Below are 24,180 nucleotides of genomic sequence, written 5' to 3'. Positions count from 1 at the left end.
GAATAAACCATGACATTGAAAGAGTTATTGGTTGGTTTCGGCACCCAGGTGCGCAGCATTTGGATGATTGGCATGCATGCCTTCGCCAAGCGCGAAACCCAGATGTATCCGGAAGAACCGGTTTACCTGCCGCCGCGCTACCGCGGCCGCATCGTGCTGACGCGCGATCCGGACGGCGAAGAACGCTGCGTCGCCTGTAACCTGTGTGCGGTTGCCTGCCCGGTCGGCTGTATCTCGCTGCAAAAAGCGGAACAGAAAGACGGCCGTTGGTACCCGGAATTCTTCCGCATCAACTTCTCGCGCTGCATCTTCTGCGGCCTGTGCGAAGAGGCTTGCCCGACCACCGCTATCCAGCTGACGCCGGATTTCGAACTGGGCGAGTACAAGCGTCAGGATCTGGTGTACGAAAAAGAAGATCTGTTGATCTCGGGGCCGGGTAAATATCCGGAATATAACTTCTACCGGATGGCCGGTATGGCGATTGACGGCAAAGCCAAAGGCGAAGCCGAAAACGAAGCCAAACCGATCGACGTCAAAGGTCTGTTGCCCTAAGGAGCCAGCAAGCATGGAAATCGCATTTTATCTGGCAGGCTTGATTGCGGTGGTCGCGACGATTCGCGTGATCACCCATACCAACCCTGTGCATGCGCTGCTGTATCTGATCGTCTCGTTATTGGCGATCTCGGCAGTCTTCTTCTCCCTCGGCGCCTACTTCGCCGCCGCGCTGGAAATCATCGTTTATGCGGGCGCCATCATGGTGTTGTTCGTGTTCGTGGTGATGATGCTGAACCTCGGCAACGTGCAGCAGCAAGAGCGCGACTGGATGAAGCCGAGGGTATGGATCGGGCCTGGCCTGATGTCGCTGGCGTTGCTGGTGGTGCTGATTATCGCTATCCGCAGCGTCTCCGATCAGGGTATCAGCGGCGAGATGGTGGACGCGAAGGCGGTGGGCATCAGCCTGTTCGGTCCTTACGTGTTGGCGGTTGAGCTGGCTTCAATGCTGCTGTTGGCGGGCCTGGTTGTCGCCTTCCACATCGGCCGTGAGCACAAGCCCGGCGAAGTGCTGAGCAACGCGCCGGCGAGTGGCGAAATGGCGAGAAGAAAATCGGAGGAGCAAGCATGATCCCTCTTCAACACGGCCTGATCCTGGCGGCTATCCTGTTCGTGCTCGGGCTGACCGGGCTGCTGGTGCGCCGCAACCTGCTGTTTATGCTGATCAGTCTGGAAGTGATGATCAACGCCGCGGCGTTGGCGTTTATCGTGGCGGGAAGCTATTGGGGCCAGGCGGACGGGCAGGTGATGTACATCCTGGCGATCAGCCTGGCGGCAGCCGAGGCCAGTATCGGCCTGGCGCTGTTGCTGCAGCTCTACCGTCGTCGTCATACCCTGAATATCGATACTGTCAGTGAGATGCGCGGATGAACCTATTATATTTAACAATTCTGCTACCGCTGATCGGGTTCCTGCTGTTGGCATTTTCCCGCGGTCGCTGGTCCGAGAACACCTCGGCAACCGTCGGCGTGGGCTCCATCGGCCTGGCCGCGCTGGTGACGGTTTATGTGGCGATGGACTTCTTCGCCCAGAAAGCCGCCGGCGTGCAGCTGTTCGAACAAAGCCTGTGGACCTGGATGTCGGTCGGCAATTTCAATATCGGCGTAACCCTGACGCTGGACGGCCTGTCGCTGACCATGCTGTCGGTGGTGACCGGCGTCGGCTTCTTCATCCACATGTTCGCGTCCTGGTACATGCGCGGTGAAGAGGGCTACTCGCGCTTCTTCGCCTACACCAACCTGTTTATCGCCAGCATGGTGGTATTGGTGCTGGCGGACAACCTGCTGCTGATGTACCTGGGTTGGGAAGGCGTGGGCCTGTGCAGCTACCTGCTGATCGGTTTCTACTACAAGGATCCGGCCAACGGCGCGGCGGCGATGAAAGCCTTCATCGTGACCCGCGTCGGCGACGTGTTCCTGGCGTTCGCGCTGTTCATTCTCTACAACGAGCTGGGCACCCTGAACATCCGTGAACTGATGATCCTGGCGCCGCAGAAGCTGGCGGTAGGGGATACGGCCATCACCTGGGCAACCCTGATGCTGCTGGGCGGCGCGGTCGGCAAATCGGCGCAGCTGCCGTTGCAAACCTGGCTGGCGGACGCGATGGCGGGCCCGACCCCGGTTTCCGCTCTGATCCACGCGGCGACCATGGTGACCGCGGGCGTTTACCTGATCGCCCGCACGCACGGCCTGTTCCTGATGGCGCCGGAAGTGCTGCACCTGGTGGGCATCGTCGGTGCGGTGACCCTGCTGCTGGCCGGCTTCGCCGCGCTGGTGCAGACCGACATCAAACGCGTGCTCGCTTACTCCACCATGAGCCAGATTGGCTACATGTTCCTGGCGCTGGGCGTACAGGCGTGGGACGCGGCGATCTTCCACCTGATGACCCACGCGTTCTTCAAGGCGCTGCTGTTCCTGTCGTCCGGTTCGGTGATCCTGGCCTGCCACCACGAGCAGAACATCTTCAAGATGGGCGGCCTGCGCAAGAGCATTCCGCTGGTTTACGCCTGCTTCCTGGTGGGCGGCGCGGCGCTGTCGGCCTTGCCGCTGATTACCGCCGGCTTCTTCAGTAAGGATGAGATCCTGGCGGGCGCGATGGCGAACGGCCACATCAACCTGATGATTGCCGGTCTGGTCGGTGCGTTCATGACCTCGCTGTACACCTTCCGCATGATTTTCATCGTGTTCCACGGCGAAGAAAAAATCAAAGCGCATGCCGGTAAAGGCATCACTCACCACCTGCCGCTGCTGGTGCTGCTGGTGCTGTCCACCTTCGTCGGCGCGATGATCGTGCCGCCGCTGCAGGGCGTACTGCCGGACACCACCGAGCTGGCGCACGGCAGCGTGCTGCAGCTGGAGATCGCTTCCGGCGTGGTGGCTGTGGTCGGCATCTTGCTGGCGGCCGCGCTGTGGCTGGGCAAACGCAGCCTGGTCACCCGCATCGCCAACAGCGCGCCGGGCCGCTTCTTCTCGACCTGGTGGTTCCATGCCTGGGGCTTCGACTGGCTGTACGACAAAGTCTTCGTCAAACCTTATCTGGGCATTGCGAAGCTGTTGCAGCGCGACCCGCTGAACTCGCTGATGAACCTGCCGGCCATCTTCTCCCGCTGGGGGAACCGTGGCCTGACGGTGAGCGAGAACGGCCAGGTGCGTTGGTATATAGCGTCTATGGGTGTGGGTGCAGTGGTCGTATTGGCTCTGTTGATTTTGGTGTAACAGAACAATTCGAATACGGTTATCGGGCGTAGCGCTCCTTATAGTCAGCGCTATGTACAATGTTTTTGCTTTATACCCAAGGATTTCGGGTTGTGGCCAGGCGGCAAGTGCGTGAATCCCCGGGAGCTTACTGAAGTAAGTGACCGGGGTGAGCGAACGTAGCCAACGACGCCACAGCGTGAAAGACAAAGGTAGAATAAGGGACACAAAACGCCATGCTATTACCTTGGCTAATTCTTATCCCCTTTATCGGCGGTCTGCTGTGCTGGCAGCTGGAGCGCTTCGGTACTAAGGTGCCGCGCTGGATAGCGCTGATCGCAATGGGGCTGACGTTGGCGCTTTCCCTGCAGCTGTGGTTGCAGGGTGGCTACACATTGACTACGCCGAAAGGCATTCCGCAGTGGCAGAGCGAGTTCCTGCTGCCGTGGATCCCGCGCTTTGGCATTTCCATCCACCTGGCGCTGGACGGCCTGTCGCTGCTGATGGTAGTGCTGACCGGCCTGCTGGGCGTGCTGGCGATCCTCTGTTCCTGGCGTGAAATCCAGAAATATCAGGGCTTCTTCCACCTCAACCTGCTGTGGATCCTGGGCGGCGTTATCGGCGTGTTCCTCGCCATCGACATGTTCCTGTTCTTCTTCTTCTGGGAAATGATGTTGGTGCCGATGTACTTCCTGATCGCCCTGTGGGGTCACAAGGCGTCGGACGGTAAAACCCGCATCACCGCGGCCACCAAGTTCTTCATCTATACCCAGGCCAGCGGCCTGGTGATGCTGATTGCGATCCTGGGCCTGGTGTTCGTGCACTACAACGCCACCGGCGTGTGGACCTTCGATTACGAAGACCTGCTGCAAACCCCGATGTCCCACAACGTGCAGTATCTGCTGATGCTGGGCTTCTTCATCGCCTTCGCGGTGAAAATGCCGGTGGTGCCGCTGCACGGCTGGCTGCCTGACGCGCACAGCCAGGCGCCGACCGCCGGCTCCGTCGACCTGGCGGGGATCTTGCTGAAAACCGCGGCCTACGGCCTGCTGCGTTTCAGCCTGCCGCTGTTCCCGGAAGCTTCGCACGAGTTCGCGCCCATCGCCATGTGGCTGGGCGTGATCGGCATCTTCTACGGCGCCTGGATGGCGTTCGCGCAGACCGACATCAAGCGCCTGATCGCCTACACCTCGGTTTCCCACATGGGCTTCGTGCTGATCGCCATCTACACCGGCAGCCAGCTGGCTTACCAGGGCGCGGTGATCCAGATGATCGCGCACGGCCTGTCCGCCGCCGGCATGTTCATCATCTGCGGCCAGCTGTACGAGCGTCTGCATACCCGCGATATGCGTCAGATGGGCGGCCTGTGGGGGCGCATCAAGTTCATCCCCGCGCTGTCGCTGTTCTTCGCCGTGGCGACGCTGGGGATGCCGGGCACCGGTAACTTCGTCGGTGAGTTCATGATCCTGTTCGGCAGCTACCAGGTGGTGCCGGTGATCACCGTGATTTCTACCTTCGGTCTGGTGTTCGCTTCGGTTTACTCGTTGATCATGATGCAGCGCGCCTACTACGGCAAAGCCAAATCTGACCAACCGTTGCCGGGCATGACCGCGCGCGAACTGTTCATCATTCTGCTGTTGGTGGTATTGCTGGTTCTGCTGGGGTTCTACCCGCAGCCGATTCTGGATACCTCACATGCGGCGATGAGCAACGTGCAACACTGGTTTGGTTCGTCAGTTTCAGCAATTTCAACAACAAGGCCGTAATTCGCCATGACAATAACTCCTCAACAACTGATCGCACTGTTGCCGCTGTTGATCGTCGGATTGACGGTGGTGGTTGTGATGCTAGGCATTGCGTGGCGACGCGACCACTTTATCAACGCCACCCTGACGGTGATCGGTCTCAACCTGGCACTGCTTTCGCTGTACTTTGTCGGCCAGGCCGGCCCAATGGACGTCACCCCGCTGCTGCGGGTTGACGGTTACTCGATGTTCTATACCGGGCTGGTACTGCTGGCGAGTCTGGCGACCTGCACCTTCGCCTACCCGTGGCTGGTCGGTTACCCGGACAACCGCGAAGAGTTCTACCTGCTGGTGCTGATTGCCGCGCTGGGTGGCATTCTGCTGGCGAGCGCCAACCATCTGGCGTCGCTGTTCATCGGTATCGAACTGATCTCGCTGCCGCTGTTCGGCCTGGTGGGCTATGCCTACCGCCAGAAGCGTCCGCTGGAAGCCGCCATCAAGTACATGCTGCTGTCCGCCGCCGCCTCGTCATTCCTGCTGTTCGGCATGGCGCTGCTGTACGCTGAGTCCGGCGACCTGTCGCTGGCCGGCCTGGGCAAAAGCCTGCAGGAAAACATGATGCACCAGCCGCTGATCCTGGCCGGCATGGGCATGATGATCGTCGGCCTGGGCTTCAAGCTGTCGCTGGTGCCGTTCCAGCTGTGGACGCCGGACGTGTATCAGGGGGCGCCTGCGCCGGTCTCGACCTTCCTGGCCACCGCCAGCAAGATTGCGATCTTCGCGGTAGTGATGCGCCTGTTCCTGTACGCCCCGGCGGCCGACAGCGAGGCGCTGCGCCTGGTGCTGTCGATCATCGCCTTCTGTTCGATCCTGTTCGGCAACCTGATGGCCATCAGCCAGACCAACATCAAGCGTCTGCTGGGCTACTCGTCGATCGCTCACCTGGGCTATCTGCTGGTGGCGCTGATTGCGGTGCAAACGCATCAGCTGTCGCTGGAAACCGCCGGGGTTTACCTGGCCGGTTACCTGTTCAGCAGCCTGGGCGCGTTCGGCGTGGTCAGCCTGATGTCCAGCCCGTACCGCGGGCCGGATGCGGATTCGCTGTTCTCCTACCGCGGCCTGTTCTGGCATAAGCCAATCCTGTCCGCGGTGATGACGGTGATGATGCTGTCGCTGGCCGGTATCCCGATGACCCTGGGCTTCATCGGCAAGTTCTTCGTGATTGCGATGGGCGTCAGCGCGCACCTGTGGTGGCTGACCGGCGCGGTGGTGGTGGGCAGTGCCATTGGCCTGTACTACTATCTGCGCGTCACCGTCAGCCTGTTCCTCAGCGCGCCGGAATCGCTGCAGCGCGATACCCCGAACAACTGGGCGTTGACCGCCGGCGGCGTGGTGGTCTTGATCTCCGCGGCGCTGGTGCTGCTGCTGGGGGTTTATCCGCAGCCGCTGATTACCCTGGTGCAGATGGCGCAGCCGATGTTCTGATCGGGGTTCAGACAGCAAAAAGGTCGCTTCGGCGACCTTTTTTTGTCAGCCCTAAACCACCTCCTGGGGAGGTGGTTTAGGGCTGACAATCAAAGCGGGAGGGTTAACCCTCCCGCTTTGATTTCCACCAGTCAAATTCTGCATGTAGCCAGATGGCCAGCATGACGATGCAAGAGATGAACATCGTCTCAGGCCAACGGGTGAACCCCGTCGCAACAGATAGCGCAGAAAGTAAGCCGGCAAACCTGACGAAACCACGTTTAGCCATGGACTAAATAACCTCGGCGTAAAAAAGGCCCATCTGCGTGGGCCTTATTGGGGTGATATCCTGGTGTTGGAGTGTTTACCTATTAATACCATTTATTTGATCGAAATTGACAATCGATTACACAGATCAATATTTCGATTTCGATCGGTTTTGGCGATCAACTAGGCCCACCGTACAAACAAAAAAAAGCCGGCATTTCGCCGGCTTAATTTTCATGTAACTATTTATTTTCTATCTTTTTTGTCGGATATAAACCAAGTTAAACCGTAGATGGCCAGGGCAGCAATGAAGATAACCACCGGCCACACGACACGCATAATGCCTTCGCTCAGGAACCCAGTCATGAACATCCCTAACACACCGACGGATATCACCAGCGCCCCGGAGACCTCAGCAATAACCTTCCTGATGACTCTAAATATTTTCGATAGCACTGATAAATTTCTCCGTGTTTTGCGGATTATTGCGCAGTTCGCGCCCAGCAGCGATGTAAGGCTTCAACGGCTCTTCAAAGAGGAAGTACAGCATATCGTAGTCATGCACCGACAAGCGCCGCCACAGGCCAGGGTTTTCATGCTGCAAGCGACGCGAGGTAGAGCATGCGCGGGAGATAAGCCCTTGGGTTACTATGCCACCCAGCATAGCGCCTGTGGTTCCACGCACGGCTAATTTCGTCATCACCGGCAAGAGCATGCCGCCTAAAACTTTGGTGCCCAGGTAGGTAGATATGGCGATTTGCAGGGCTGCACGAGAGGCGAATGTAATACCGCCACCAACCAATTTATCATGGATTTTTTGCAGTGTTGGCTGGGGGAGACGGTCGAGAACATCATTGACAATGAGTTCAGCAACTTTTCTTATCGTATTCCTGTCGCGGATCGGATTCCGGAGAGCGCGCATGACCCGTAAGTCATCAGCCATATTCCTGCGCTGCGTGAATGATCTGCCGTCCGACAGGCCGAAATCCTGTAGCGTTCGCTCAACACCGAGGTAGATATCTTCAGGTATGGAGATTAGGCCTGAGGCAATCGCCTGGACGGTCATCTTAGCATCCATTGCTTTTCCTTATTGGTTATCCTCCCGTTACGATAACCAATGGCTCCAGTCGATTCAATTACCTTGCGGCGTTTTGTTTCGGACTGTCCAGTATCGCCTATTTTTTGAGGTGTTCGCAGTCCGGATTCTATTGCAATTCAGTCCGAAATTTTTCGCCGCGCTACAGGGGCGGGGATTATAAGATCGTCTGCGCCGGGCGGCAGCGATATAGCGCCGCCAGCTTTTCCCGGGTTTTCTTCTGCGGTTTAGAATCTACGGCTTCCCATTGGGACACGGCCGATTGGGTGGTACCCAAGCGTTCGGCCACTTCATGCTGCGACAAGCCGCGGAAAAGTCGCCACGCGGCGATCAGGCTGACGTCTTGATCCAACATGATGGAGATCACCTCGTGAGGCACCGTCTCATCGTCGTTCTCGTCAGCTTGATAGGAAATGGCTTTATATTCATCTCGCTGGTTCACCAGCTTTTTATATTCATCGAGAGGCAGCACCACATACAAGGGTTTGCCCGATTCATCATGGATATACTGCAACTTGGCCATCTGGCACACCTCGGGTCATGTATTTCTACTTATCGCGGCTCAGTAAGTCGTCGATGTTCTGCGCTTGATCTGCTGGATTAGGCACACTGTCGGTTTACCATCGATTATATCGAAAATAACGCGATAACTGCCGACGCGTAGCCGGTATTGATTATCGATGCCCTGCATTTTTTTAATGTCTACTCTGGCGGGGGGAAACATACTCAGCACATCGACTCTGTCTTTAATGGCTGAGCGATCCTGTAAGGCAGCGTCATCAATTGTTTAAGTGCCTTGCGCGACCAGTCAATCTTTACCATCGTTCCCTCGGCGTCGGCGGCACGTCCTGTGCGAAAATTAGATAATAAGATTATTATCTAATAATGACAATGCAAATAGAGCAAGAAAGGGAATGGGGGTCAGGCATGCTCCCCCCGAGTGGGCGCCATCAGCCGGGGTTGCGGGTGAACGACTCTTCCAACGCGCTTACCACCGCGCGCACCCGGGCGGCGCGCTGCAGATCGGGGTGCAGCACCAGCCAGATATCCACCCAGTCCTTATTCTCCGGCAAGATGCGCACCAGGTCCGGATCCTTGTCCGCCAGGAAGGCGGACAGCAGGCCGATGCCCAGCCCGTTTCGGGTGGCCGAGCGCAGCAGCAGCTGCGAATTGCACTGCAGCACCACGTTGGGGTCGAGCAGCGCTTCGCCGCAAAAATCGTTCCAGTGGCGCGGCACCAGCTCGCGTGGGAACATCAGCAGGTCGTGGCCGCGCAGATGATCGCCCTGGGTCGGCATGCCGTGCCTGTCGAGATAATCCTGAGTCGCGTACAGCCCCATTTCGATGGTGGCCATGCGTTTGATGATCAGCTCATCGGCATCCGGGCGTGCGCCGCGGATCGCCAGGTCGGCGCCGCGATACGAGATATCGGAGATATTGACCGCCGTCAGCAGCGTGACGGTGATCGACGGATACCGTTCGCGCAGCTGTTTCAACGCCGGAATGACAAAGGCTTCGGCCAGGGTGTCGGTGGTGGCGATGCGCACGTTGCCGCGCAGGCTGTCGTCTCCGCTGGTGGCCTTGCGGCCTATCGCCTGCACCGAATTTTCCATATTCATCACGTCCGCCAGCATCTCTTCGCCCAGCGGGCTGAGGGAGAAGGCCTTCGGCGTGCGGATAAACAGTTTTGAGCCCAGCGCCTCTTCGAAGGCGGCGATGCGCCGCCCGACGGTGGCCTGGTCGACGTGAAGTTCGTTGGCGGCTTTCCGTAGCGTACCGCAGCGGGCGACGGCCAGAAAGAAGCGTGCATCATCCCAATTCATCATGCCATTTCCTTTATGCCGGCTGGTCGGGGGCGATCATTTTCACCCGGCGCACAGGCCGGTTTATGCTGAAAATAACGCCGGTATATCATAATTATTTATTCTGTTTCAGGCTGTTAATAAATGCATCAGCCTGCCGCTGAACGTCAATGTTACCTTAACGCCAGTATCGGCGATGCATTAATGAATCACCCCGATGCATTCTTGGCTATTCTGCGCGTCATGGCCGGGCGGTATGATGCATGCCTTTTCGTTCAGAGCAGGGTAATCATCAGGCTGTTGCCTGAGAGGCCCGGGAGTAATGATGTCAAATACCGCCGCCGTTGAAGAAACGGCTAAAACGCAGCTGGGCGCGTCGCATTGCGCCATTCTGCTGTTTTTGGCGCTGGCGCTCATGTCGGCGCTGCTGAACAGCAGCGCCCCTACGCCGCTATATCCGCTTTATCAACATCAGTTGGGGTTGAGTTCAGTCAGCCTGACGATGATCTACGGCGCCTATGCCGCCGGCGTGCTGATTTCGCTGTTCGGCGTGGGCAACATGGCCGGCAAGGTGAAAGATCTGCGCGGCATGATCGTGCCGGCGCTGTTGGTGGTGCTGGCCGGCGCCTGGCTGTTCGCGCTGGCGGATTCCTTCTTCATGCTGCTGATGGCGCGGCTGCTGGCCGGGATCGGCACCGGGGCGCTGACCGGCGCGGCGAACATTGCGCTGGTGCGCTTCGGGCCGAAAGACGGCGGCAAAAGCGCCGCCCTGATCGCGACGTTGTCCTTCACCACCGGCCTGGCGCTGGGGCCGATTTTTAGCGGCGTCGCATTGCAAACCGGCTTTCACGCCACCTCGACGCCGTTCGTTATCATCATGGGCGTGGCCGCCGTCGCCGCCCTGGGGGTGATGCTCAAATGGCCGCGCGCGCCGGAGACCGCCGCGGCAGCGGGGGGGCAACTGGAGGAGCCGGCCGCGAAAAGCGCATTGGCCGACGGCCTGCGCGCCACCGGCGGCAGGTTTTTCCTCTGCGCCGGCGCCTTGTTCATCTGTTGGGCGATAGCCGCCAGCATTCTGGCGATTGGCCCGAGCGTGTCGGAAAAGCTGCTGGGCATGCACAGCCGCGGCGCCTTCGGCTATGCGATCGCGGTTTACCTGATCATCGCCGGTATCAGCCAGCTGCTGAGCCGCCGCATCAACGCGCGCCACTCGCTGCTGTGCGGCTGCCTGACGCAGGCGCTGTCGGTGGGCATATTCGCCGCCGCGATCCAGCTCCATTCATTGGGGCTGGCCGCCGTCGGCATGGCGATTGCCGGTTACGCCTACGGGGCCATTTTCGTCGGCAGCGCCACCCTGGTGAACCTGATCTCGCCGCCGGCCAGCCATGCGCGGCTGATATCGTTGTTCTATGTTATCGCCTATATCGCCAATTGGGTGCCGATCCTGTTGGGCGTGGTGATCGACCATGCCGATCTGCAGCTGGCGGCCAACCTGCTGTTCCTGGCCAGCGCCGCAGTTTGCCTGCTGTTGAGCCTAATGGTGACCCGTGCGGGGCTCCCGCGCTGATGCTGGCTCTGTTTTGTGATTTACAGCACTATTTTGAAATTTAGTTTTCCGTTATTGCATTGTTTGTGTGACTCATATCACTTGATGTTGCCGGTTTTCGCGTAAACTGCGCGCTTTCTCTGCTGCGGGTCGGTTTATGAACGTTCTTTTCGCCATTGCTGTGACTACCGGGATCCTTTCCGGCGTTTGGGGATGGGTGGCCGTCAGCCTGGGATTGATCGGCTGGGCCGGTTTCCTCGGCTGCACCGCCTATTTCGCCTGCCCGCAGGGTGGGTTGAAAGGGTTGTTGATCGCCACGCTCACCTGCTGCAGCGGGGTCTTTTGGGCGATGGCGATCGTTCACGGCAGCAAACTGGCGCCGGAATGGAATATGCTGGGTTACCTGTTGACCGGCGCAGTGGCTTTTCTGATGTGCATCCAGGCCCGGCAGCAGTGGCTGAGCTTCGTGCCCGGCACCTTTATCGGCGCCTGCGCCACCTTCGCCGGCGGCGGCGACTGGCCGCGGGTGACGATGTCGCTGCTGGTGGGATTGCTGTTCGGCTATGCGATGAAAAACAGCGGCCTGTGGCTGGCGGCGCGCGGCGAAAAGGCGCGGCGGCCGCAGGCTACGCAGCGAGGCGCCGAATCAAATAGTGCCGCCGAGTGAGATGCGGTAGTGCAGGTCGACGCGCTCGATGCAGGGCACGCCTTTAATGCGTTTCAGCAAGATTTCGGTGGCCACCTTGCCCATATCAAAACGCGGGGTGATCACGCTGGCGATGCCCGGGGTGGTGGCCTGGCCGATCTCCAGGCCGTGAAAGCCAGACAGGGCGATATCCTGCGGCACCCGCAGCCCCAGCCGCAGGCAGGCCTGCAGCACGCCTACCGCCAGATCGTCGTTGGTGCACAGGATGGCGTCCAGCTCAGGATAGAGGCGGCGCGCCGTCGCCAGCATGTCGGCGCCGACCGACACCGAAGAAACCCGGTGCGGGGTGATCTGCCGCGGCGTCAGCCCTGGCTTTCCATCGCCCGGCAATATCCCTGATAACGCTTGTTGTCGCGCGCGTCTGACATGGCGCCGAAATAGACCACCTGCCGCTTGCCGCTGGCGAGCAGCGCTTCGGTCATGTCGTAACCCGCCTGATGGTTGTCGAAACCTACCGCGATCCGCCCCGGCGGCCCGTCCAGATCCATCACCTGCGCCACCGGGATTTTCGCCGCGGCGAGGTATTTTTCCGCCCGCAGGGTATGCGCCGAATCGGTGAGGATCAGCCCGGCTATCGGGTAAGCCAACAGCTGGGCGATATGTTCTTCTTCGCGTTGCTGGCTGTAATCATAGTTCACCACCAGCGTCTGATAGCCTTGTTCCAGCGCGATGGATTCGATGCCCGCCAACAGGTCGGCGAAGATTTGATTATTGAACGACGGGATCAGCACGCCGATGCGCGGTTTCTGATTGGCGCGCGCGCCGTCGCCGTCGGTAAAGTTCACTTCCTGCATCACCTGAGCAATGCGCGCGGCGGTGTCGGCCGCCACCTTTTCCGGCGTACGCAGATAGCGGCTGACGGTCATTTTGGTCACGCCGGCGAGCAGCGCAATATCCTGCAGCGTAACGCGTTGGTTTTTCATTCGGCGCCTTAACGGGGTGAGGCATGGCTGATAGGCCATGTTAACAAATCGATCCGGTGATAACAATCGATGCCGATAACTATAAAAATCATATAATTCAATAAGGTGTAAGGCATTGCCGGCGCAATTCACTGCGCGGCTTCACGTTAAGGGTAACAGGGTTTAGTAACATGATTTTAAGTGATCTCAATCACGTTTTTACCGGTAACAATCCGCTGAGATAGACGCCTGTCCTAATCAGAACGAGATTGCCGGGGAATGTTATGAACAACCTGTTTTCGCTGGATAATAAAAAAATATTGATTACCGGCGCTTCGCGCGGCATCGGTTTCCTGCTGGCGCGCGGTTTGGCGCAGTATGGCGCGCATATCCTGGTCAACGCGACCACCGAAGAGAACGCCCTGCGCGCGGTCGACAGCCTGCGCAGCGAGGGATTCGGCGCCGACGCGGCGGCTTTTGACGTTACCGACACCCAGGCGATCCACGCCGCCATCGAGCGCATCGAGGAGAAGGTCGGCGCGATCGACGTGTTGATCAATAACGCCGGCATCCAGCGTCGCCATCCCTTTACCGATTTCCCGGAACAAGACTGGGACGACATTATCGCCGTCAATCAGAAGGCGGTGTTTATGGTGTCGCAAGCGGTAGCGCGCCATATGGTTCAACGCCAAAGCGGCAAGATTATCAATATCGGTTCGATGCAGAGCGAGCTGGGCCGCGACACCATCACCCCTTACGCCGCTTCCAAAGGGGCGGTGAAAATGCTGACGCGCGGCATGTGCGTTGAGCTGGCGCGCTACAATATTCAGGTGAACGGCATCGCCCCCGGCTATTTCAAAACCGAAATGACCCAGGCATTGGCCGACAATCAGGAATTCACCGCCTGGCTGACCAAGCGCACTCCGGCGGCGCGCTGGGGCGATCCGCAGGAACTGATCGGCGCGGCGGTGTTCCTGTCTTCCAAAGCGTCCGATTTTGTCAACGGCCACCTGCTGTTTGTCGATGGCGGCATGTCTGCGGCGGTGTAACGCGCCCACTTTGGAGAGCTGAGATGAAAATTCAAACCCAGTCCTGCGTGGTCAACGGCAAATATGACGTGGCGGTGGTGGCGCAGGAGGTGAATTACCGGGGGCAGGGCACGCTGGTGAAAATCAGCCGCGGCGGCATCTGCGGATCGGACCTGCATTACTATCAGGAAGGCAAAGTCGGCAGTTTTCAGGTGCGTCAGCCGATGGTGCTGGGGCACGAAGTGATCGGCGAGGTGGTCGCCAGCGATTCGCCGCGGCTGACGTCGGGGCAGAAGGTGGCGCTCAACCCCAGCAAACCCTGCGGACAGTGCAAGTACTGCCTGGCGCAGCAGCAAAACCAGTGCACCGGGATGCGCTTCTTCGGCAGCGCGATGTACTTTCCGCACGTCGACGGCGCCTTTACCCAGTACAAGATCGTGGACAGCGCGCAATGCATCGCCTTCGACGCCGATCGCGACGACAAGGTGATGGTGTTCGCTGAACCGCTGGCGGTGGCGATCCACGCCGCGAAACAGCCGGGCGACGTGGCGGGCAAGAAAGTGTTCGTGTCCGGCGTCGGTCCGATCGGCTGCCTGCTGGTGGCGGCGTTGAAAGCGCTGGGGGCCGGCGAGATCGTCTGCGCCGATCTCAGCCCGCGCTGCCTGGCTATCGCCGGCGAAATGGGGGCCGGCGTCCGCCTGCATGCCGCCGAGGCGGATTTCAGCGGTTATCTGCAGGACAAGGGGTATTTCGATATCGCCTTTGAGGTGGCCGGCCATCCGTCTTCCCTGCAGCGCTGCCTGGAAATCACCCGCGCCAAAGGCACGGTGGTGCAGGTGGGCATGGGCGGCAGTTTCCCCGACTTCCCGCTGATGCTGCTGATTGCCAAAGAGCTGAACCTGTTGGGGTCATTCCGCTTCGTCGAGGAGTTTGAGCTGGCGGTGGCCTGGCTGGCGCAAGGAAGGATCGATCCGCTGCCGCTGTTGTCCGCCGAGTTTGACAATCATCAGCTGGCGCAGGCGCTGGAATTTGCCGGCGACAAAAGCCGTGCCGCCAAGGTACAGCTGGTGTTTTAGGGCAAAAGTCTGATGGCCGCGGTCGGCGATCCTTGTCTATAGTTAAGGAATGTTTAATTTTTCAACCACGGAGAACTCACTATGGCGAGAAATACGGATGCCGATCAAACCACGCTCGACGACGATCTGAGAATGTTGACCGACACGCTGGAGGAGGTGCTGCAGTACTCCGGCGATCGCGCCGATCAGGCTTACGTCGACATCAAGGCACACGCCGAGCAGGCGCTGAGTGAGGTCAAGTCGCGGCTGGCGGACACCACCGAGTCTTATTATGCGCGGGCCAAAGACGCGGTGTATCGCACTGACGACTACGTGCGTGAAAACCCCTGGCACAGCGTAGGCATTGGCGCCACCCTGGGGCTGGTGTTAGGCCTGCTGTTGGCGCGCAAATAGCGAAAACGGGCGCAGCGATGCCGCGCTCTCGTCATCACCGCCCCAGCGTCACCTCAACCTGATGGACCTTCCCATCGTCGACCAGCGCGATGGTCGGCTCCGGCTGCACGGCGCCGTCTACGCTGACCTGAGTTTCCCCCTCGCCCTGACGCACCACCAGCCGATATTCGCTGCCGCCTTCGCGGTAACTGAGCGTCACCTGCGGCCAGTCGGCCGGCAGGCGGGTGTTGACGGTGAGCCGATCGCCGCGGCGTTTCAGCCCCAGCAGCGACTCCAGGATCAGCCGATACATCCAACCGGCCGAGCCGGTATACCAGCTCCAGCCGCCGCGGCCGATGTGCGGTTCTACCGCGTAAATATCGGCGGTGACCACGTAAGGCTCGACCTTGTAACGCTCGGCGGCGGTGCTGTCCAGGCTGTGGTTGATCGGGTTAATCAGCGCCATCAGCTGCCAGGCGCGTTCGATATCGCCCATTTCGGCGAACGCCATCACCGCCCACACCGCGCCGTGGGTATATTGACCGCCGTTTTCCCGCACTCCGGGCAGATAACCGCGGATATAGCCGGGGTTGGGGCCGTTGCCGTCGAACGGCGGCGTCAACAGTTTGATCAGCCCGGCCTGTGAATCGACCAGGTGTTTATCCAGCGATTGCATCGCCTGCCGGCTGCGCTGCGGTTCGCCCGCGCCGGACAGGATAGACCAGCTCTGCGCGATGGCGTCGATGCGGCACTCCGCCGCCAGGTGCGAGCCCAGCGGCTCTCCGCCGTCGAAGTAGCCGCGGCGATACCACTCGCCGTCCCAGGCGTGCTGGTGCAGATTGCCCTTCAGCGTGGCGGCCTGCTCGCGGCACTGTGCGGCCAGCTCGGCGTCGTTGCGGCGTTCCGCCAGCGCGGCGTAACGCTGCAGGATATGGAACAGGAAGAAACCCAGCCAAACGCTCTCGCCGCGCCCCTCCAGCCCGACCATGTTCATGCCGTCGTTCCAGTCGCCGGCGCCCATCAGCGGCAGCCCGTGCCCGCCGAAGGTCAATCCGTGTTTCAGCGCCCGCACGCCGTGCTGATACAGCGATTCGCGGGTGGCGCTCTGCGCCGGCTGTTCGTAAGAAGACTCTTCGCCCGGCGCCAGCTTGCGCGCTTCCAGGTAACCGACCTGCTCTTCGAGTATGCCGTGATCGTCGGTGGCGTCCAGATAGTGGCAGATCGCCAGCGGCAGCCACAGATAATCGTCGGAGCAGCGGGTGCGTACCCCGTTGCCCTGCGGCGGATGCCACCAGTGCTGCACGTCGCCTTCGATAAACTGACGCGAGGCGCACAGCAGGATTTGTTCGCGCAGCCGCTGCGGCGCGGCGTGGGTCAGCGCCAGCGTATCCTGCAGCTGATCGCGGAAGCCAAAGGCGCCGCCCGACTGATAATAACCGCTGCGCGCCTGAATGCGACAGGAGAGGGTCTGGTACAGCAGCCAGCCGTTGGCCAGCAGATCGACCGCCGGGTGCGGCGTACCGATCTGCACCTTGTTCAGCATGCCGTCCCAGTGCGCGGCGACCCGTTGCCGCTCGTCCTGCAGTGCGTCCTCGCTCAGGTAGCGCTGCAGCAATGCTTCGGCCTCGTCGGCGTTTTGCCCCAGCCCCAGTGCGAACACCAGGCTGCGCTGGTCGCCGTCGATCAGGCTGAGCGCCGACTGCACCGCGCCGCAGGGATCCAACCCGGCGCCGACCTTGCCGGACAGCCGGCGCAGCTTCAGCACCGCCGGATTGGCCAGCGAGCCGTTGCGGCCGATAAATTCGCGCCGATCGCCGCTGAAGGAACAGTGCGCACCGGTGACGCCAAAGAAGGCGGTGCGCTCGGAGCCGCTGCCGCCGTAGTGGTTGGTGGCTAAAATACCGCAGCCGCCTTCCGGCGCGGCGGCCTGGGTGACGATATGCATGGCCGATTTGTTGCGCAGGTCGCCGAGGATGAACTCCATATAGCCGGTGGCGGACAGCTTGCGGGTGCGGCCGGAGTTGTTGGTCAGCGTCAGCAGGAACAGTTTCACCGGCGCCTCTTGCGCCACCAACAGGGTGAGCTGGCTGTCGATGCCGCCTTCGCGGTGCTCGAACAGGCTGTAGCCGAAGCCGTGGCGCGTCAGGTAGTGGCCGCGGCCGCGGGCCGGCAGCGGCGTGGGCGACCAGACGTGGCCGCTTTCTTCGTCGCGCAGGTAGAACGCTTCGCCGCCGCGATCGCAGACCGGGTCGTTATCCCACGGCGTCAGCCGGTACTCATGGGCGTTTTCATACCAGGTATAGGCCTGGCCGCTCTCCGAGACCACCGTGCCGAACAGCGGATTGGCGATGACGTTCGACCAGGGCGCCGGGGTTACCTTGCTTTCGTTCATCGCGATGACGTATTCGCGCCCGTCGGCGGAGAAGCCGCCCAGCCCGTTATAGAACTGCAGGTCGTCGATGGCCGGCAGCTGCGGCGAATGCAGATTGCGCGGCAGATTGTCCACCGTCGCCAGCTTCGACGAGGCGGTGACCGGCGACAGCGGCTGCTGCAGGGTTTGCGGCAGCTGCAGGCGCTGATTGAGCTGCTCGGTCAGCCCGCCGCGGCGATCGTCGAGGTAAATGTGCGCGACGCTGAGCAGCAATCGGTGATCTTCCACCGACATGTGTTCGCTGGTGCGCACAAAAATACCGCCCGGCTTGTCGGTCAGCGTGGATTCCATGCCGGCGGCGATCAGGCCCATGATCTGATTTTGCAGATCCTGCCGGTAACCGCCGGAATCTTCGTTGAGGATCACCAAATCCACCAGCAGCCCCTTCAGCCGCCAGTAGTTGTGCGCCTGGATCAGCTGTTGCACCAGCGCGATGTTCTCGCCGTCGCTGACCGTCAGCAGCACGATCGGCAGATCGCCGGAGATCGAATGCCCCCACAGCCCGGACTGGCCGCGGCGATTGCTGATGATTTCGCTGCTGGCGGCGCGCATTTCCTGCGCCGGGAACACCACCGCGCCGGCCAGCCGGTTGAACAGGTTGGCGTCTTCCTCCGTGGCGTTCAGCTGGCGCAATACCACCTGGCTGTGCGACCAGGCCAGTTCGAAGACGCGGTCCGCCAGGTGGCGATCGCGATATTTCTCCAGCATCGCCAGGCTGGCCGCGCGGTCTTCGCACACGCCATAGAAAATATCCAGCGTCAGCGGCACGTTGGGCTCCAGCACCACCCGCTGGCGAATGGCGATGATCGGATCGATGACCGGCCCGGCGCTGTTGGTCAACGGCGCATTCTGATACAGCGCCTGCGGATTGGCCGGCGTGCGGCCGCGGCCGATGAACCTGGCGCGGTCGGTTTCGAACGAGGTCTGGCTGCTGTTGCCCTGCACGGTCATCATATGCAGCAGCCACGGGCTTTTCTCCTTGGGTTCGCGCGGGCGGCGGTGGCACAGAATGGCCTCCTGTTCCGGCAACAGTTCGGTTTGCACGAACAGGTTGCTGAACGCCGGGTGGGCCAGATCGTTGTTCGCCGGCGCCAGCACCACTTCGGCATAGCTGGTGATCTCAAGGGTGCGCGGCTGTTTGCCGCGGTTTACCAGCGTCAGGCGGCGCAGCTCGATATCATCTTCCGGCGAAACCACCACCTGGGTTTTGACCGACAGCGAACCCTGCCGGCGCTGGAACTCGGCGCCGGCGTCGTTGAACACCGCGCGATACCCCTTGGCGGCGGCGCCGATCGGCTGCCAGGTATTGCTCCACACCTCGCCGGTCTGCGGATCGCGCAGATAGCAGAAGGCACCCCAGTTATCGCAGGTGGCGTCTTCGCGCCAGCGGGTCAGGGCCAGGTTCTGCCAGCGGCTGTAGCTGCCGCCGGCCTGGGTCAGCATCAGGTGATAATTGGCGTTGGACAGCAGCTGCACTTCCGGCACCGGCGTGTCGACGCGGCTGAACTCGCGCGCGCTGAAGCTGGCCGGCTGAATGGTGCCCTCGTGCGTTTCGAAGTGGCGGCGGGTGCTGTACAGTTCGACCGCATCCGGCACCCGTTCCTGCAGCAGCAGGCGCGCCGACTGGAACGCCGGGTAATGCGCGAAGCGCTCCACCATCGGCGCATCCAGCAGCAGGTGCGACAGCGCCAGGAAGCTCATGCCCTGGTGGTGCGCCATATAGGAACGAACAATCACGTACAGCTGGCCGCGGCTCAGGCGCGCGGTGGTGTAGTCCAGCGCCTCATAGAAACCGTAGCGCCCCTTGGCGCCGTTTTGTTCCAGCGCGATCAGGTTGCTGCAGGCGGCATGCGGATCGACGATCAGGGCCATCACCGTGGCGTAGGGGGCGATGACCATGTCGTCGCCGAGTCCGCGCCTCAGGCCCAGCCCCGGCACGCCAAAGGCGTGGTACTGGTAGTTTTGCTGGGCGTCGAAGCCGAAATAGCCGGATTCGGAAATGCCCCAGGGCACGCCGCGCTCTTTGCCCCAGGCGATTTGCCGTTCTACCGCCGCCCGGCACATTTGCACCAGCAGCGAGTCGGGGTAGGCGGGCATCACCAGCTGCGGCATCAGGTATTCGAACATCGAACCGCTCCACGACATCAGCGCCGGTTCGTTTTCGATCAGGGTAAACAGCCGGCCGAGCGCAAACCAGCTGCGCTGCGGCACCTGGTTGGTGGCGATGGCGACGTAATTGGTCAGGCGAATCTCCGACGCCAGCAGGTCGTATTTGCTGCCGTCCATGCGGTTTTGGTCGCAGTTGAAGCCGACGGCCAGCAGGTGGGTCGATTCGTCGTACAGGAAGTTGAAGTCCATCCGCGCCATGTTTTCCAGCCGCTGCCGCAGGCTGTCCATCTGCGCCAGGCGTTCCTGCGCCAGCGCGCCGGCGGCGTCGAGCCGGCTCTGCTGCTCGGCCGACAGCGCAAGCGGGACGGGCGGGTTGGCCAGCCAGCGCAGGCTGGGCGCCTGCTCCAGCTCGGGCTGGGTATCGCTCAGCCAGCCGAACCACTGCGCCCATTCTGCGCACAGTTCGCCAAGCTGCTGATGCAGCGCGGCGGCCCAGCGTTTGGTTTCTTCGCCGTGATTCAGCGCCGGCTCCTGCAGGCCGTTGCTGTAGTTGCGCATGGCGTTCAGCTCCGCCAACAGGCCGGCTAGCGGGCTGTTTTGCGCTTGTTCCCAGTGTTTGCGCAGCTTGGGCAGGTTTTTCGGCGCGGCGTCTCCCCAGTGCTGCTCCAGCAGCTCCAGGCTGTCGCCGAGCCCGGCCAGCACCCGCTGCGGGTCGATCACCGGCTGGTTGGCCAGCGCGGGCAGCCCGGCGCACAGCGTCAGCAGGTGGCCGGCCAGGTTGCCGCTGTCGACGCTGGAAATATAGCGCGGGTTCAGCGGCTCCAGGGTACGGGTGTCGTACCAGTTGTACAGATGGCCGCGGTAGTGCTCCATACGATCCAGGGTATTGAGCGTCAGCGCGATGCGCCGCAGCGCCTCGCTCAACGTCAGGTAGCCGAAGTCGCAGGCGGTGAGGTTGGCCAGCAGCGACAGGCCGATATTGGTCGGCGAAGTGCGGTGCGCCACCACCGGCTCAGGGATCTCCTGGTAGTTGTCCGGCGGCAGCCAGTTTTCCTGTTGGTTGACGAAGGTGTTGAAGAAATCCCAGGTCTGGCGGCTGGTGTGGCGCAGGAAGCGGCGCTGTTCGTCGTTCAACGCCGTTTTGCTGCGCTGCGGTTCCAGGCTGAGGTAACACAGCAGGAACGGCGCCAGGATCCACAGGGTAGCAAACGGCAGGGTGATCAGCAGCGCCATGGGGTTATGCAGACAGGTGAGGATCAGCAGCGCGACGCCGGCCAGCGGGTTGATCCACATCGCCCGGTAGAAGTTGGCCGGCGTCACCTGCTGGCGCGATTTGCTCCGATCGTAGCTGGTCCACTCCTGCAGGTTGCGCCGGGTGACCAGCAGCCGCCACAGGGTGACGGCGATCGCCTTCAGGCTGAACAGCGACTCGTGCGGCAGCGTCGCCAGCCGCAGGCCGACCTGCGCCAGCCGGTGCAGCGCCCCGTTCAGCGCCAGCCGCAGGTGCTGGTGGAACGGCCGGCGCGGCGGCTTGCGCACCACATCCTGCAGCAGCGCCAGCAGGGTCGGCAGCAGCAGAATGATGGCGAATACCGCCAGCCAGTAACGGGTGTTCGGCAGCCAGACAAAGCCGCAGAACAGCAACAGCAGCAGGCTGGGCGCCGCCAGGCTGCGGCGCAGGTTGTCGAACAGTTTCCAGCGCGACAGGGTGCTCAGCGGGTTGGCGCAGCGGCTGCCGTCGGCCGTTTTCACCCGCGGCAGCAGCCAGTTGAGCAGCTGCCAGTCGCCGCGGATCCAACGCGAACGGCGCGCCACGTCGACCAGATAGTTGCTGGGATACTGCTCGTACAGCAATACGTCGCTCAGCAGCCCGGAGCGGGCGTAGCAGCCTTCCAGCAGGTCGTGGCTCAGCACCAGGTTTTCCGGGCAGGTGCCCTGCAGGCTGCGTGAGAACACGTCCACATCGTAGATGCCCTTGCCGATAAACGACCCTTCGCCGAACAGATCCTGATAGATGTCCGACGCCATCAGCGTATAGGGATCGTTGCCCGGCGTGCTGCTGCACAGGGCGGCGTAGCGGCCCTGACCGTAGCTGGGGATCTCTTCGGCCATGCGCGGCTGCAGAATGGCGTAGCCTTCCACCACCCGTTGCTTGTCGGCATCGTACTGCGGCCGGTTGAGCGGATGCGCCATGGCGGCGATCAGCTGATGGGCGCTTTCGCGCGGCAGCACGGTGTCGCTGTCGAGCGTGATGACGTATTTGACGTTTTTCAGCACCTCCATCCCGATGCCAACCTGGCTGCAAAAGGCGTTGTCGCGGTTGCGCAGCCAGTCGTTCAGCGCATTGAGCTTGCCGCGTTTGCGCTCCAATCCCATCCACACGCCCTGCTTTTCGTTCCATTGGCGGTCGCGGTGGAACAGGAAAAAGTGGCTCGGCCCTTCGCAGGGGTAGCGCGCATTCAGCGCTTCGATTTTTTCCGTGGCGTAGGCCAGCAGCGCGGCATCGTCGGCATGGTGCTGCTCAGATCCGTCGTTGAAGTCGGTGAGCAGGGCAAAGTGCAGGTGTTTCATCGCGTTGCCCAGGTAACAGACCTCAAGCGCATTGGTCAGCTTGTCGATGCCGCCTTTGCCGTCGAGCAGGGTCGGTATCACCACCAGCGAGCGGAACTCGGACGGAATGCCGCAGGAAAAATCGAGCCGCGGCAGGGGCTGCGGCGCTCGGCTGCGGGTGGTCACTTCGCTGAGCAGGTTGAGCACAAACTGGCTGACGACGATCGCCAGCGGGAAAAACAGCAGCGCCAATCCCCAACCGATGCCGCTGCCGTAGGCGTGGCGCAGCAGCTCCGCGCAGCAGGCGGTGGTGATCAGGCTGAGGCTGCCGAGCCAGGACAGCAGCGGCGCCTGGCTCAACGCATGGCGCAGCCGGGTGATGCGATCGAGCCGCACCTCGAGCTGCTGTTCCAGCTCCGGCCGGCCGTCGTCGATCAGGTAGTAGCCGATGTGATGCAGGCGCGGATCGGCGGCGGGATCTTCGGCCGCCACGCGCGCCATGTTGAGCACATGCCGGGCCACCTGCACCTCGTTGTGCCGGCTGTGGCGCGCCAGCATCTCGATCACGTGGCGGTAGTGGTCGCGGGTGTCGAAGTGCATCATCGGGTAGACCCCGGCCGGATCCTCGCGCAGCGTTTGATCGACCTGGCTCATGGTCTCGACAAATTCCGCCCAGTCCATTTCGCTCAGTTGGCGCAGGCCGGCGATGCTGTTGCTGACCGACAGCTGGCTGGCCGCCAATTGCTGGTTGAAGCGGTGGATCAGTTCGTCGGAGGTCATGCTGACCTCCGCCAGACGCTGTTCCACCCAGGTGAGCGGCAGCGCCAGCATGGTGCCGTGCCCCTGCAGCCGGCGCACCAGCTCGGCGACGAAGGCGCTGGTGCGCGGCGGGTTGGAGCGCGCCATGTCGGCAATCACCACGATCAGGTTGGCCGGATCGTTTTCCGCCGACTCGAGCATTTTGGTCACCCAGTCGTCGGCCAGGTTGCGTTCCCGCTGCGCCTGCGCCACCTCAACGCTGACGCGCCGCAGGTTCTCGATCAGCGCCAGACGCAGCATGCCGGGCAGCGCCCAGAGCTCACCCAGCGTCAGGTTGGTTTCCTTTTGATAGGCGGCGATATAGCGCGTCAGGCTTTCGGCGTCCCAGCGGCCGTCGCCGTGGGCGATAGCTTCGGCGGCGACGTCGTAAATGCGCGGGCAGTTGTGCGGGGCGGCCAGCTGCGGCAGGCCGCGGCCGAAGGTTTTCGGCAGATGGTGGCGTACCACGCGGATCTGCTCTTCGATCAGATAGTAGTTGTCGAGCAGCCATTCTCCGGCGGGCGTCATGCTGGCCTTTTTACCGTTGCTGAGCTGGCGGCAACTTTCCGCCAACACCCGTTCGTTATCATCCAGACGTTTCAGTAAATAGTAGGGGGTCTTACGTGTTGCCAGCTTGTGTGAGCGCGCCAGACGTTGGCCGTAACGTTCCATTTGGTCGACGGAAAACAGTTCGGCCTTGATGGTGCCGCCGAGGGGCTCGGGTTCACCCTTGCCTCGCCGGTCGGCCGACGGTTTTATCCTGGGTGACTTGCGCTGTTTTTTTAACCAATTGATAAGTATTTCTTTCACACAAAAGCTCCTTACATCTGACCAAAAGGGCAGCCGGTGAAACCGCTGGGAGATCGTGAACATCCTGTTTTTCGCGCTGGGCAGATCTGATATGGGTTCGCAGCAGGCAGGAACATGCCTTCTCAGTATAGCCGCTTAATGCCGCGCTGGCTGTTTTTTGAGCTAATTGTTTAGCGTTAATAAACAGTTGTTGGGTGAGGGCCTTGATTCCGCGCCTTTATTTTTTCGCCCGT

At 61.3% G+C, this 24,180-nt stretch carries 15 protein-coding genes and 2 pseudogenes; 11 read left to right on the top strand and 6 right to left on the bottom strand.

All coding sequences use genetic code 11. From position 1 onward, the window contains the following. The first annotated feature begins 9 nt into the window (after positions 1–9). From nuoI to nuoN, 6 genes are all read left to right on the top strand, one after another. Complete coding sequence (nuoI, locus tag D7I37_RS26320) at positions 10–552, top strand: NADH-quinone oxidoreductase subunit NuoI (RefSeq protein WP_061795803.1); 543 nt, start codon at positions 10–12, stop codon at positions 550–552. A 13-nt stretch (positions 553–565) separates the two neighbouring features. Beyond that, positions 566–1,123, top strand: coding sequence for an NADH-quinone oxidoreductase subunit J (gene nuoJ / locus D7I37_RS26315; protein ID WP_061795804.1), 558 nt, complete (start codon positions 566–568; stop codon positions 1,121–1,123). Continuing rightward, entirely contained in the window at positions 1,120–1,422 is a 303-nt protein-coding gene (nuoK, locus tag D7I37_RS26310; protein WP_004936014.1) for an NADH-quinone oxidoreductase subunit NuoK, read from the top strand. Before nuoJ ends, nuoK begins: the two co-directional genes overlap by 4 nt. After that, positions 1,419–3,266: an NADH-quinone oxidoreductase subunit L gene (nuoL, locus tag D7I37_RS26305; protein ID WP_061795805.1), complete on the top strand. Its 1,848-nt coding sequence runs from the start codon at positions 1,419–1,421 to the stop codon at positions 3,264–3,266. The genes nuoK and nuoL overlap by 4 nt, the downstream gene beginning before the upstream one ends. 215 nt (positions 3,267–3,481) lie before the next feature. After that, positions 3,482–5,011 carry an NADH-quinone oxidoreductase subunit M gene (gene nuoM, locus D7I37_RS26300; protein WP_061795806.1) on the top strand — a complete coding sequence of 510 codons (1,530 nt, stop codon included), beginning with the start codon at positions 3,482–3,484 and terminating at the stop codon, positions 5,009–5,011. Between the two features lie 6 nt (positions 5,012–5,017). Beyond that, the gene (nuoN, locus tag D7I37_RS26295; protein WP_061795807.1) at positions 5,018–6,475 is read left to right on the top strand and encodes an NADH-quinone oxidoreductase subunit NuoN; all 1,458 of its coding nucleotides are present in this window, start codon (positions 5,018–5,020) and stop codon (positions 6,473–6,475) included. Positions 6,476–7,157: 682 nt separating this feature from the next. Here nuoN and D7I37_RS26285 read toward each other — a convergent pair. The 4 genes and pseudogenes from D7I37_RS26285 to D7I37_RS26270 all read right to left on the bottom strand — a co-directional run bounded on the left by D7I37_RS26285 (position 7,158) and on the right by D7I37_RS26270 (position 9,643). Next, positions 7,158–7,799, bottom strand: a complete 642-nt coding sequence (locus D7I37_RS26285; protein ID WP_207205549.1) for a hypothetical protein — start codon at positions 7,797–7,799, stop codon at positions 7,158–7,160. A 175-nt stretch (positions 7,800–7,974) separates the two neighbouring features. Beyond that, positions 7,975–8,340 (bottom strand): helix-turn-helix domain-containing protein, encoded by a 366-nt coding sequence (locus D7I37_RS26280; RefSeq protein WP_129544709.1) that lies wholly within the window; start codon positions 8,338–8,340, stop codon positions 7,975–7,977. A gap of 39 nt (positions 8,341–8,379) precedes the next feature. Then, positions 8,380–8,639 (bottom strand): annotated as a pseudogene (locus D7I37_RS27780) (type II toxin-antitoxin system RelE/ParE family toxin). A gap of 128 nt (positions 8,640–8,767) precedes the next feature. Continuing rightward, positions 8,768–9,643 (bottom strand): LysR family transcriptional regulator, encoded by an 876-nt coding sequence (locus tag D7I37_RS26270; protein WP_095098545.1) that lies wholly within the window; start codon positions 9,641–9,643, stop codon positions 8,768–8,770. A 301-nt stretch (positions 9,644–9,944) separates the two neighbouring features. Here D7I37_RS26270 and D7I37_RS26265 point away from each other — a divergent pair, with 301 nt between their 5' ends. Together D7I37_RS26265 and D7I37_RS26260 are read left to right on the top strand one after the other, a co-directional pair. Next, positions 9,945–11,186: an MFS transporter gene (locus D7I37_RS26265; protein ID WP_129544830.1), complete on the top strand. Its 1,242-nt coding sequence runs from the start codon at positions 9,945–9,947 to the stop codon at positions 11,184–11,186. 136 nt (positions 11,187–11,322) lie between these two features. After that, positions 11,323–11,832: a DUF1097 domain-containing protein gene (locus tag D7I37_RS26260; protein ID WP_129544708.1), complete on the top strand. Its 510-nt coding sequence runs from the start codon at positions 11,323–11,325 to the stop codon at positions 11,830–11,832. On the opposite strand, the pseudogene D7I37_RS26255 reads toward D7I37_RS26260, so the two are convergent. Beyond that, positions 11,812–12,794, bottom strand: a pseudogene (locus tag D7I37_RS26255) (LacI family DNA-binding transcriptional regulator). The gene D7I37_RS26260 and the pseudogene D7I37_RS26255 sit on opposite strands and share 21 nt — an antisense overlap. Positions 12,795–13,057: 263 nt before the next feature. Between D7I37_RS26255 and idnO the strand changes: the two are divergent. From idnO to elaB, 3 genes are all read left to right on the top strand, one after another. Then, the gene (gene idnO / locus D7I37_RS26250; RefSeq protein ID WP_061795812.1) at positions 13,058–13,822 is read left to right on the top strand and encodes a gluconate 5-dehydrogenase; all 765 of its coding nucleotides are present in this window, start codon (positions 13,058–13,060) and stop codon (positions 13,820–13,822) included. A 23-nt stretch (positions 13,823–13,845) separates the two neighbouring features. After that, positions 13,846–14,877, top strand: a complete 1,032-nt coding sequence (gene idnD, locus D7I37_RS26245; RefSeq protein WP_129544707.1) for an L-idonate 5-dehydrogenase — start codon at positions 13,846–13,848, stop codon at positions 14,875–14,877. Between the two features lie 81 nt (positions 14,878–14,958). Continuing rightward, on the top strand, positions 14,959–15,270 hold the full coding sequence (gene elaB, locus D7I37_RS26240) for a stress response protein ElaB (protein WP_061795814.1): 312 nt from the start codon (positions 14,959–14,961) through the stop codon (positions 15,268–15,270). Positions 15,271–15,304: 34 nt separating this feature from the next. On the opposite strand, the gene D7I37_RS26235 is transcribed toward elaB, so the two are convergent. After that, positions 15,305–23,947: a glycoside hydrolase family 94 protein gene (locus D7I37_RS26235; protein WP_129544706.1), complete on the bottom strand. Its 8,643-nt coding sequence runs from the start codon at positions 23,945–23,947 to the stop codon at positions 15,305–15,307. Positions 23,948–24,180: the final 233 nt, after the last annotated feature.

Source organism: Serratia sp. 1D1416 (genome assembly GCF_003641105.1).
GTDB lineage: Bacteria > Pseudomonadota > Gammaproteobacteria > Enterobacterales > Enterobacteriaceae > Serratia > Serratia ficaria.
Note: the sequence above shows the minus strand (reverse complement) of the source record. Positions and strands in the feature narration are given on the sequence as shown.